Source organism: Paenibacillus sp. FSL R10-2788 (genome assembly GCF_038003885.1).
Taxonomy (GTDB): Bacteria; Bacillota; Bacilli; order Paenibacillales; family Paenibacillaceae; genus Paenibacillus_AQ; species Paenibacillus_AQ odorifer.
In genome coordinates this window covers 6,172,998-6,185,536 of record NZ_JBBOQA010000001.1, presented here as the reverse complement: position 1 = coordinate 6,185,536, position 12,539 = coordinate 6,172,998, and the positions used below count along the sequence as shown (strand labels likewise).

The window sequence follows — 12,539 nt, the reverse complement described above, 5'->3', positions numbered from 1 at the left end:
TCAATTTCATATATGTGGAGAGATATTATGCATACTATAGACGTCGATTTAGTAGCAAGATTAATAAATGAACAATTTCCTAAATGGTCCGATTTAGAGATCAGGTCTGTGAAATTCAGTGGGCATGATAATCGGACTTTTCATTTAGGTGAACAGATGAGTGTGCGATTACCAAGTGCAGCCGCTTATGTTCCCCAAGTGGAGAAAGAACAACTATGGTTACCTTTTTTAAGGAAAGGACTTACGTTACCTATTTCAACACCATTAGCGAAAGGGACACCTAACAAAGAATATCCCTGGCCTTGGTCTATTAATAAGTGGCTAGAGGGAGAGACTTTATCCCATGAGAACATTAATGATCTCAATCAATTTGCGAGAGACTTGGGGAGCTTTTTAATTGAATTACAGTCTATTGATGCTAGTGGGGGACCTTTAGCAGGAGAGCATAATTTTTATAGAGGTGGGTCCTTAGCTGTATATGATGAGGAATCTAGAAATGCGATTGAGCATAATAAAGATATTTTTAATGAAGGTCTATTGAAAAAGATCTGGGAACTGGCATTAGACTCTGAATGGGAGTCAGAACCAGTTTGGGTTCATGGTGATGTCGCACCTGGAAATATATTAGTCAAAGACGGACAGCTTTGTGCAGTCATTGATTTTGGCATATTAGGGGTGGGTGATCCTGCTTGTGATGCTGCAATGGCGTGGACTTTTTTTGATGAGGCTAGTAGAAGGATCTTTAAAAAGGTATTAAACATGGATGCACAAACGTGGAATAGAGCAAGAGGGTGGGCTTTATGGAAAGCACTGATCACCTATAATGGAAATCGATATTCTAATCCAACAGTAGCGGAAGAATCCTTGAATATTATCAATCTAATAGTAGAAGACATCGAATTGTAGAAATTGAACTACATAAAACATGTAAACTAAACCATAATAGTCAATAAGCACGAATGAGCATCAGTCAGATGATAAAGTGTTGTATTTAAATCCGAAAGAAAGGAATTTGTATGAACATTTAGCGACTGACAACGATTATCATATTAGAATTATTATAAATAACTTGACAGGCCTTAATTTGGTTAATTATAATAATTATAAATAGTATCCACTCTATTCATAAATTAAACCCAAAGGAGATTAAACAATATGTCATTAATCGGAACAGAAGTACTACCATTCAAAGCAAGCGCATTTCAAGATGGGAAATTTATCGATGTTACAGAAGAAAACTTCAAAGGTAAATGGAGTGTAGTTTGCTTTTACCCAGCTGACTTCACATTCGTATGCCCAACTGAACTAGAAGATTTGCAGAACCAATATGAAACCCTCAAACAACTAGGTGTTGAAGTATATTCCGTTTCTACTGACACACACTTTACACATAAAGCATGGCATGAAAGCTCCGCAGCAATTGGCAAGGTGAAATACATTATGATCGGCGATCCTTCCCATGTGGTTTCCCGCAACTTTGATGTATTGATCGAAGCTGACGGTCTTGCTGATCGTGGTACATTCATCATTGACCCAGACGGTGTTATTCAAACTGTTGAGATTAATGCTGGTGGTATCGGCCGTGATGCTAGCGCTCTTGTTAACAAAATTAAAGCAGCGCAATATGTACGCAATCATCCAGGTGAAGTTTGCCCAGCGAAATGGTCGGAAGGTGCAGAAACCCTTAAACCAAGTCTCGATCTTGTAGGTAAGATTTAAGGAGCGAAAGCTAAATGAAACTAGATCAAGAAATAAAAGCTCAACTAGCGCAATACCTAGAACTCTTGGAAGGCGATGTAGTACTGAAACTCAGTGCAGGCGCTGACGAGGCATCACAAGAGATGACTGAACTAGTTGATGAAATTGCCAAAATGTCAGCTAGGATTACGGTGGAAAGAACCGAACTATCTAGAACCCCAAGCTTTAGTGTAAATCGTGTGGGTGAAGATACGGGCGTAACCTTTGCCGGAACTCCGCTTGGACACGAATTTACCTCATTAGTATTGGCTCTGTTGCAGGTTAGCGGAAGAGCTCCTAAGGTTGAGCAAAGTGTAATTGATCAGATCAAAGGCATTAGTGGCGAATATAAGTTTGAAACTTATGTTAGCCTGAGCTGTCATAATTGCCCTGATGTTGTACAAGCACTGAATCTTATGAGTATCTTTAATCCGGGCATTACCCATACGATGATTGACGGTGGAGTATTCAAAGAAGAGGTAGAAAGCAAAGAAATTATGTCTGTTCCAAGCGTCTACCTTAATGGTGAATTTTTCGAAAGTGGTCGTATGACGGTTGAAGAAATTTTAGCTAAAATGGGCAGCAGTGTGGACGCATCAGAGTTTGACAATAAAGCTCCATATGATGTGCTTGTTGTCGGCAGCGGCCCAGCTGGTGCAAGTGCAGCCATTTACGCGGCACGTAAAGGTATTCGTACAGGTATTGTTGCTGAACGCTTTGGCGGACAGGTTAACGACACGCTTGGTATCGAGAACTTTATTAGTGTGAAGTACACTGAAGGTCCTCAACTCGTAGCTAAACTTGAAGAGCAGGTAAAAGAGTATGGCATTGATGTGATGAAATTGCAGCGTGTCAGACGTCTAGACAAAAATGACTTAATTGAAGTTGAACTCGAGAACGGCGCTGTTCTAAAGAGTAAGACGGTCATTCTGTCTACAGGTGCTCGCTGGCGGAATATGGGCGTGCCTGGTGAAGCTGAATTCAAGAACAAAGGTGTAGCCTACTGCCCACACTGTGATGGTCCTTTGTTTGCAGGCAAAGATGTTGCAGTTGTTGGCGGCGGTAACTCAGGTATTGAGGCAGCTATTGACCTTGCAGGTATAGTGAAGCATGTAACGGTTCTGGAATTTGCTCCAGAGCTCAAAGCTGATGCTGTGCTGCAAGATCGTCTTTATAGCCTTCCTAACGTTACTGTTCTTAAAAACGTGCAAACTAAAGAAATTACCGGAACTGATAAGGTAAATGGTATTTCTTATGTTGATCGTGCGACAGAAGAGACTCACCATGTTGAATTGCAGGGTGTATTTGTACAGATCGGTCTGGTTCCAAATACAGAATGGCTAGGTGACACAGTTGAACGTACTCGCGTAGGTGAGATTGTTGTAGATAGCCATGGTGCTACTAGCTTACCAGGAGTATTTGCTGCTGGTGACTGCACTAATAGTGCTTATAAACAAATCATTATCTCGATGGGATCCGGTGCAACTGCAGCGCTAGGAGCATTTGATTATCTGATCCGTAACTAATCGATATTATTAGTAACAGCAAGAGAACGAAAGCCCTCACTTTTCACAAAGTGGGGGCTTTTTTTATGTTATCCGTCTTTTGTGAGAGAGAAATGGGTGTTTGTAAACTTTTTTGGAGGATTTTATGAAGATTTTCGCGAATACATATCTAAAATATGAATTAAGCAAAATTAAATATTTAGATTAAATGCATGTATGTAAGGCATGATCTGCTTAGACTTGGTGCGCTATAAATAACGTTTTGCTGGAATGGAGACTATATTTCTGTGATTAACAACATTGAATCTTTAGACAAATTTATCTCACTTATACCTATTATAAAATTATCGATCCCGGCTGATTTATCAATAGCGATATGTGATTTGGAACGGTTCGTTGCTTATTTTCCTGGCGACACCATAAATTTAAACATTAACGAAGGACAATCTTTAAACAAAGAAGAGCCGCTTTACTTAGCGATACAAGAGAATCGTACCTTGAAGTCCGATGTTCCAGCCCACTTTTATGGATTTGAGTTTACAGGTACAGCAACACCTCTTCACGATCAAACGGGTCAAGTCATTGGCGGGATTGCAGTTCAGATTCGAAGACAAAGTGAATTAAAAGCCATTGTAGAACAAATCTCGGAATCATTATCCCAAGCCAATGAGCAAATTAATAATATTTCCTTTGGCGTAAGTTCACTTTCGGATCACTCTCAGGAACTACTCATTCAATCTCAGCAGGCTGGAAAAGATGTGGAGAATACAACAGAGGTCCTATCGATTATTAACAGGGTTGCTGATCAAACGAATTTACTTGGGCTGAATGCTGCAATAGAAGCAGCGCATGCAGGTGAGAAAGGTAGAAGTTTTGAAGTCGTAGCCAAGGAAATCCGGAAATTTTCAAGGGAAACCGTTGCCTCAACGCAAAACATAAATAAAACCATGTTACAGATCAAGGGAATTACGAATCAAATGGCTAATTCGATAGAGAAGATAGCAGCTATCGGCCAAGAACAGGCGGCGTCTGTTCAGCATACTTCTACATTTATTGAGGAAATAAAGATAATGTCCCAAAAACTTAACGAGTTTGCTAATAAATTATAAAAAGAGATTCAGTAGCAGTATTTTTGTCGCAATAAAAGAAAATTTTAAACGTATATTTAAAATGATGAATGGTATAGTAAGATAGTAATGAGTAATTAACATAGGAGGAATAAATTATGTCAACGCCGCACAATGCAGCACAAAATGGTGAAATCGCCAAAACAGTATTAATGCCAGGAGATCCTTTGAGAGCGAAGTATATTGCAGAAACCTATTTGGAGAACCCAACTCAATTTAATACGGTACGTAATATGTTTGGATATACAGGAACTTATAAAGGCAAAGAGGTTTCGGTAATGGGTTCGGGAATGGGAATGCCAAGTATCGGTATTTATTCTTATGAACTATACAAAAACTATGGTGTGGAAAACATCATTCGTATCGGTAGTGCTGGAGCATACACAGATAAATTGAATTTATTTGACGTGGTGTTGGCGGATAGCGCGTGGAGTGAATCTACATATGCCTATGTGCAAAGCGGTGTAGAAGGAGATATCCAGCTGCCAAGTAAAGAATTGAACGAAGTCATTGAAGCAGCGGCTACACGTATTAACAAGCCAGTTCTGACGGCGAGAATTCATTCCAGCGATGTATTCTATCATGAAGACAATGTGCCTGGAGTTAATGAATTTTACAATGAACATGGCTGTGTTTGTGTAGAAATGGAGAGTTATGCGTTGTTCCATAATGCGAAAGTGTTAGGTAAACAAGCTGCATGTATTCTTACCATTTCTGATTCGTTAGTTACTCATGCTGTAACCACGGCAGAAGAAAGACAAAATTCTTTCAACGGCATGATGGAAGTAGCTTTAGAAGCAGCGATTTCTATTTAATAAAAAAGATTAAGCAGCTTAAAAAGTTCTACGAGAAAAAGCTTGAGAGCCTATTAAATTCAGGATTAAGTCCTGATATTTAATAGGTTTTTTTCTCATTTGTAAGGTTGTGGAAATGGATAGGTGAAGCGTGTAAATTATTGTTGTTTTTAATCAAAATTTAATGTTAAATTCGTAATAATTCTCTCGGATTATACCGATATAAAAATCAAACCAAATGGCTACAAATCTTAGAAAAGACATCTAATCTCCATATGGTGGAAGTATTTATATTTTGGTGTAATGCCAAAGGGGGAAAATTGTGATTAAGCGGAGTGGCAATCTTTTATTAGCAATAAGTTTAGTATTCTCTATCGTCAGTTCTCTGTTTATGCCTGCAGTAATTTATGCAGCACCCAGCAATAGCAATATCATAGATCAAAGCTCCACATCAGCTGGGAATTTGAGCAGTGTTGCATTTGGTAACAATGTTTTTGTAGCGGTGGGCCAAGGAGGGATATCTACATCATCAAATGGCGTAGATTGGTCTATCTCAAAAAAGGCGGGGAACCCCAAACTAACTTCTATTGTGTTCGCTAATGGGCTGTTCTTAGCTATTGATGGTAGCGAAAAGGCAGTATACAATTCACTTGATGGTGAAAATTGGACAAAAAAAACGTTAGCTATCACACCGGAAAGGTTGAAAGCGGTCAATGGAAAGTTTTTTGTATGGCAGTCAGTATATAAACCTGGCACCAATCCACCTTCTTATGATGTAACTCTACTACAATCCTCGGATGGCATTAACTGGACAGACACAGGAATCACTTCTACCAATGCAATATTCGGAATGCAAAGCTTAACGGATATTGCTTATGGCAACAACAAATATGTGGTCTCTGCTAACAATGCTGTCTATTATACCTCAACGAATCTGATCAATTGGACAACGGTTACCTTAACCGATCTTGTGATCAACCACTATAATTCTAGTTGGCCTTATGTTACGAATGTAATCTATTTAAATAATCGTTTCTTTAGTTATATCGTGACTCCTTATGCTAAAAAAGTATTCACCTCTACAGACGGTGCTAATTGGACCGTTGATGCCTCATGGGATAACAAGCAATTTTATGGGGGAGGTTCTTTAAATGGGAGCTATTTGTTGTTTGGGCAGGGTGTAATTTATAAATCTTCTGCGGCTCCGCTGGACAGCACCCAGTGGACATCTTCGGATACCCATACAACAATGATGGTGAACAATATGGTTTACGGAAATGGCAAATATGTTGCTTCAGGGGGCAACGGCTTACTGGTTTCTTCTGACCTATCGGCGTGGAGTAATGTCAGCGGTAATCTGAAGAGTATTGCTAAGGATGGTAATGGCAATTATGTTGCCGTCTCATCCGGGGAATATGGCTCTATTTACAAATCTAATAGCTCCGCAGTATGGAACGATGTCACACCCTCCAAGCTGCCGGGAATGAATGCGGTCACTTATGGAGCAGGGAAGTTTATTGCGGTTACAGATAAAGAAAACTACAATCTTAACGCCAAAGTGGTGACCTCGACCAACGGTGACACTTGGACTACGACAGATACCGGAGTGCAGGACAATCTGACAGGTATTGCTTTTGGCACAAATCAGTACGTTGCTGTTTCCGATTATGGCGGAATTTATTCTTCAGTTAACGGAACCTCATGGACAGAGAGATTTAAAAATGGGGATTTTGCATTTAATACAGTAGCTTACTTGAATAATCAATTTGTAGCTCTTGGGATGAAATACAATAGTACTACTTATGAGCAAGAGAGCGTTGTTATCGCAAAATCATCAGATGGAATACAGTGGAATGTGCCCTTAGAGATTGGGTTCCCCAATACTTCTTTAAAGGGAATTGCCTATGATGGTAGAGCTTATATTCTGGTTGGAGAAGATACACTTAGCCAGCAGGCAGTAATTCTAACCACAGAAGATTTGGTAACTTTTACGAAGGTTACAATATCAGCTAGCGCACTAAATAATATCAGCTTTGGTAATGGGAGTTTTCTGGCTGTTGGATTGAAGGGGGAGTTATTCTCTTCGGCAGACGGATCCACGTGGACTCAGGAAACATCAGAGCTTACTTCTAATCTTAATGGCATTATTTACGATGGTACTAATTTTAAGGTCGTGGGGGATTATTTCACTAAAATGACCCTGAACCTAGGACCTACTCTTGCATATATCATCACCGCCTCAGCGGCGACGTTGACACCTGTCGTAGGTGTAGATAATGGGATTACGCTGACCGTGAAAAATTCGCTGGGCGATACGGATACAACGTTCACCGGATCAAAAGAAGTGACGGTAACGGGTTATGGTGTTGCGCCGGACGGAACGTACGGAAGCTTAGGAAGCACCGCTTTAGCGGCTTCACCGAGCAAGATCAACGTTAATTTCGTTGAGGGTGTAGCACAGGTGAACCTGAAGCTGAACAAAGCTGGCGCGCAAGCGGTTGTGTTCAGCCAAACAGGCGTAGCATCGCCAGCAGCAACAGCGCTGAACATTACACCTGTCGCAGGTAGCACAGCGACAATGAAGCTGACCACGGGCGTAAGTGCTCCGCAGGCCAACGGCGGCAGCTTCGCGCAGCAGCCAGTGATAACGCTGCTGGACCAGTTTGGGAATGTAAATATTGGCGACAACAGTACAGTTGTTACTGTGTCGAAGAAGGATACAGGAAGCTGGACGTTGACGGGGAATACGACATTGACGGCAGTAGCAGGTGTCATTTCCTTTACGGATCTGGGAGCCACGAATGCAGCTGGAATCACAGGAGCCCAACTGGCATTTGATGCGACAGGACTTACACAGATCACTAGCGCTACCGTGAATCTTCCACAACCACAGGGAGCGCAAAGCATCACTGCCTCAGCGGCGACGTTGACACCAGTTGTAGGTGTAGATAATGGCATTACGCTGACCGTGAAGAACTCGCTGGGCGACACGGACACTCTGTTTACCGGAACAAAAGAAGTGACGGTAACGGGTTATGATGTTGCGCCGGACGGAACGTACGGCAGCTTAGGAAGTACCGCTTTGGCAGCTTCACCAAACAAGATCAACGTTGATTTCGTTGAGGGCGTAGCTCAGGTGGATCTGAAGCTGAACAAAGCTGGCGCGCAAGCGGTTATGTTCAGCCAAGCAGGTGTAGCCTCGCCAGCGGCAACGGCGCTGAACATTGCACCTGTCGCAGGTAGCACAGCGACAATGAAGCTGACCACAGGCGTAAGTGCTCCGCAAGCCAATGGCGGTAGCTTCGCGCAGCAGCCAGTAATTACTTTGCTGGATCAGTTTGGAAATGTAAACATTGGCGACAACAGTACGATTGTTACTGTTTCGAAGAAGGACGCAGGGAGCTGGACATTGACGGGAAATACGACATTGACGGCAGTAGCAGGTGTCATTTCCTTTACGGATCTGGGAGCTACGAATGCAGCTGGAATCACCGGAGCCCAACTGGCATTTGATGCGACAGGACTTACACAGATCACCAGTGTAGCGTTGAATCTTCCAGAGCCACAAGGAGCCCAAAGCATTACCGCCTCAGCGGCGACTTTGACACCTGTCGTAGGTGTGAATAATGGCATTACGCTGACCGTGAAGAATTCGCTGGGCAATACAGATACAACGTTCACCGGAACAAAAGAAGTGACGGTATCAGGTTATGATGTTGCGCCTGACGGAACGTACGGCAGCTTAGGAAGTACCGCTTTGGCAGCTTCACCGAGCAAGATCAACGTTGATTTCGTTGAGGGTGTAGCTCAGGTGGATCTGAAGCTGAACAAAGCTGGCGCGCAAGCGGTTATGTTCAGCCAAGCAGGTGTAGCCTCGCCAGCGGCAACAGCGCTGAACATTACACCTGTCGCAGGTAGCACAGCGACAATGAAGCTGACCACGGGCGTAAGTGCTCCGCAAGCCAATGGCGGTAGCTTCGCGCAGCAGCCAGTAATTACTTTGCTGGATCAGTTTGGGAATGTAAACATTGGCGACAGCAGTACGGTTGTTACTGTGTCGAAGAAGGATGCAGGAAGCTGGACGTTGACGGGGAATGTGACGTTGACGGCAGTAGCGGGTGTCATTACCTTTACGGATCTGGGAGCTACGAATGCAGCTGGAATCACCGGAGCCCAACTGGCATTTGATGCGACAGGTCTTGCAGAGATCACTAGCGCTACCGTGAATCTTCCACAACCACAGGGAGCGCAAAGCATTACCGCCTCAGCGGCGACTTTGACACCTGTCGTAGGTGTGGATAATGGCATTACGCTGACCGTGAAGAATTCGCTGGGCGACACGGACACTCTGTTTACCGGAACAAAAGAAGTGACGGTATCAGGTTATGATGTTGCGCCGGACGGAACGTACGGAAGCTTAGGAAGTACCGCTTTGGCGGCTTCACCGAGCAAGATCAACGTTGATTTCGTTGAGGGTGTAGCTCAGGTGGATCTGAAGCTGAACAAAGCTGGCGCGCAAGCGGTTATGTTCAGCCAAGCAGGTGTAACCTCGCCAGCGGCAATGGCGCTGAACATTGCACCTGTCGCAGGTAGCACAGCGACAATGAAGCTGACCACAGGCGTAAGTGCTCCGCAAGCCAATGGCGGTAGCTTCGCGCAGCAGCCAGTAATTACTTTGCTGGATCAGTTTGGGAATGTAAACATTGGCGACAACAGTTCGGTTGTTACTGTGTCGAAGAAGGACGCAGGAAGCTGGACGTTGACGGGGAATACGACGTTGACGGCAGTAGCAGGTGTCATTTCCTTTACGGATCTGGGAGCTACGAATGCAGCTGGAATCACCGGAGCCCAACTGGCATTTGATGCGACAGGTCTTGCAGAGATCACTAGTGCAGTTATTGACCTTACCTGGCCTGAACTTGCTGCGCCAAGTATTGAGTCTGTAACGGCAGGAAACGGACATATTCGAATTACTTGGAGTCCCGTATATGGTACCGATAGTTACGCTGTATATCAGTCTACAGCTTCAGGTGTTTATGGAGCTGAGGTAGCTACTATAAGTGGCTCTGAGAACAGTTACGATGCTGTAGGATTAATTAATGGAACTGCTTATTATTTTATTGTTAAAGCTGTTAATCCTGATGGTATCAGTGCGGCTTCCAATGAAGTAACTAGAACGCCTCAGGTTCCAGCGCCGGGCGCGCCAATACTTCATTCACCTGTGGCAAGTAATGGCATCATCGGCTTAACATGGGATCCGGTGAAGGGTGCGATTGGATACACTATATATCAAGGTATCACTTCCGGAATCTATGAGACACAAGTGGCTACAGTAAGCGAGTCCGTCTACAACTATGATGTGACAGGGTTAACTAATGGCCAATCTTATTATTTCGTAGTTAAGGCATCTAATCCGGGCGGGGAGAGTGCAGCTTCTAACGAAGTCAGCACGAAACCAAGAACATCACCATCTGCACCTACGGGCTTAATAGCAGTAGCGGGAGATGGCGAGGCGACTGTGACATTTGCAGTTCCTGATTCGAACGGGGGAACTCCAATTACGAATTATGAGGTTACTGCTTCTCCGGGTAATATCGTAATAGTTGGGGCAACAAGTCCAATAACGGTAACAGGTCTAGCGAATGGAACAACTTATTCGTTTACAGCTAAAGCGATTAATAGCGCTGGTAGTAGTGTAGCTTCTGAAGTTTCGAACTCCGTGACACCAAAGTCATCAACGGAGGTTGAGGTTACACCTACACCTACACCGCCAACACCAACACCAACACCAACACCAACACCAACACCAACAGAATCACCGACATCAACACCGACTGCACCACCTGCAACAACTGCACCAACTGCAACAGCAGGATCCACTGCTACAGCTACAGCTACACCATCTAGCAGCATGGTTGAGGTATTGGTGAACGGTAAGGTTGAAAATGCCGGAACAGCAACGATATCTGAGCATAACGGGCAGACGGTTACCACGATTGTTGTAGATCAGGCAAAAATAGAGCAACGCATCGAAAAGGAAGACCAGAATGCAATTATAACTATCCCTGTGACTGCGACTTCAGATGTGATTATTGGCGAGCTTAATGGTCAAATCATCAAAGATATGGAGCAGAAGCAGGCGCTGTTAATCATTCGTACTCCAAAGGGTACTTATACAATATCAGCAGCTCAGATTGATATCAGTGCAATTTCAAAACAGTTTGGCACAGACATTGCTCTACAAGATGTGAAGGTGCAAATTTCAATTTCTGTTCCGACTGCGGATGTACTGAAAAGAATAGAAATGCTGGCAGCCAATGAAAAGCTAACGCTGGTAGCTCAGCCATTAGATTTCACGGTGAAAGTTACTTACGCTGGGAAAACTGTTGAACTCACTAAGTTTAATACCTATGTGGAAAGAACTATTCCTCTTGCGGATGGTGTAGACCTTAAGAAGATTACGACTGGGCTAGTGCTTGAAGCAGGGGGGACGATCCGCCATGTACCCACACAGATTGTTGCCATTGATGGCAAAAACTTTGCGAAAATACACAGTTTAACGAACAGTACGTATTTTGTAGTTCAAGATCCACAGAACTTCAAGGATGTCGTCACCCACTGGGCTAAGGACATTGTCAATGAGATGGCTTCCCGTAAGGTTATTAATGGAGTCGGTGACGATTTGTTTAACCCTAGTCAGGAGATTACACGTGCAGAATTTGCGGCGATTATCGTACGTGGATTGGGATTGAAATTGGAGAGCGGAACAACATCCTTTACGGATGTGAAGGTCTCAGATTGGTATAATGATGCGGTGCAGACAGCTTACTCCTATAAGCTAATCAACGGTTTTGAGGATGGAGCGTTCCATCCTACAGACAAGATTACTCGGGAACAGGCGATGAGTATTATTGCTAAAGCTATGGTGATTACCGATTTGAAGACAAAACTTCCTGCCAAAGAAGCAAGCGAGCTGCTGAGCATTTACACGGATGCGAATGAAGCATCAGGCTGGGCGAAGAGTGGCATTGCAGACAGCCTGCAAGCAGGAATCATCACGGGCAGAAGCGGAAATGTACTTGCCCCACAAGCCTTCATTACGAGAGCAGAAGTTGCGGCTATCATCCAAAGATTGCTGCAACAATCAGATTTGATTTAATACACGGTTCTGATTCGAGAGGATCCTCCATGCAGGAAGAGCTGCGGAGGGTCCTCTTTATTTTATTAGGTCAGAGACAATCATTTGTTGCTTTTTTATTGACAAGAAGAAAAATCCAGTTAATAATAACATATGAACACATGCTCATATGTTATTATTAACTGGAGCTTTTGAATGTAACTGCGCAGGGCTACGAATACTATCTAGCTGAAGGTAA

The 12,539-nt window shown here is 43.4% G+C and carries 6 protein-coding genes; all 6 read left to right on the top strand.

From position 1 onward, the window contains the following. Positions 1-27 precede the first annotated feature (27 nt). The 6 genes from NSQ50_RS27425 (at position 28) to NSQ50_RS27400 (ending at position 12,322) form a co-directional block, all read left to right on the top strand. Positions 28-906: an aminoglycoside phosphotransferase family protein gene (locus NSQ50_RS27425; protein WP_036681371.1), complete on the top strand. Its 879-nt coding sequence runs from the start codon at positions 28-30 to the stop codon at positions 904-906. A 249-nt stretch (positions 907-1,155) separates the two neighbouring features. After that, positions 1,156-1,719, top strand: coding sequence for an alkyl hydroperoxide reductase subunit C (gene ahpC / locus NSQ50_RS27420; RefSeq protein ID WP_036681373.1), 564 nt, complete (start codon positions 1,156-1,158; stop codon positions 1,717-1,719). 14 nt (positions 1,720-1,733) lie between these two features. Beyond that, positions 1,734-3,263 carry an alkyl hydroperoxide reductase subunit F gene (ahpF, locus tag NSQ50_RS27415; protein ID WP_036681374.1) on the top strand — a complete coding sequence of 510 codons (1,530 nt, stop codon included), beginning with the start codon at positions 1,734-1,736 and terminating at the stop codon, positions 3,261-3,263. 266 nt (positions 3,264-3,529) lie between these two features. Then, positions 3,530-4,351: a methyl-accepting chemotaxis protein gene (locus tag NSQ50_RS27410; protein WP_038573397.1), complete on the top strand. Its 822-nt coding sequence runs from the start codon at positions 3,530-3,532 to the stop codon at positions 4,349-4,351. Between the two features lie 116 nt (positions 4,352-4,467). Further along, positions 4,468-5,184: a purine-nucleoside phosphorylase gene (deoD, locus tag NSQ50_RS27405; RefSeq protein WP_036681380.1), complete on the top strand. Its 717-nt coding sequence runs from the start codon at positions 4,468-4,470 to the stop codon at positions 5,182-5,184. A gap of 301 nt (positions 5,185-5,485) precedes the next feature. After that, positions 5,486-12,322: an S-layer homology domain-containing protein gene (locus NSQ50_RS27400; protein WP_340949829.1), complete on the top strand. Its 6,837-nt coding sequence runs from the start codon at positions 5,486-5,488 to the stop codon at positions 12,320-12,322. Positions 12,323-12,539: the final 217 nt, after the last annotated feature.

Bases quoted from the DNA above. Each gene is read 5' to 3' on its own strand.
- ahpF (WP_036681374.1), top strand. From the start codon at position 1,734: ATGAAACTAGATCAAGAAATAAAAGCTCAACTAGCGCAATACCTAGAA.
- ahpC (WP_036681373.1), top strand. From the start codon at position 1,156: ATGTCATTAATCGGAACAGAAGTACTACCATTCAAAGCAAGCGCATTT.
- deoD (WP_036681380.1), top strand. From the start codon at position 4,468: ATGTCAACGCCGCACAATGCAGCACAAAATGGTGAAATCGCCAAAACA.
- NSQ50_RS27425 (WP_036681371.1), top strand. From the start codon at position 28: ATGCATACTATAGACGTCGATTTAGTAGCAAGATTAATAAATGAACAA.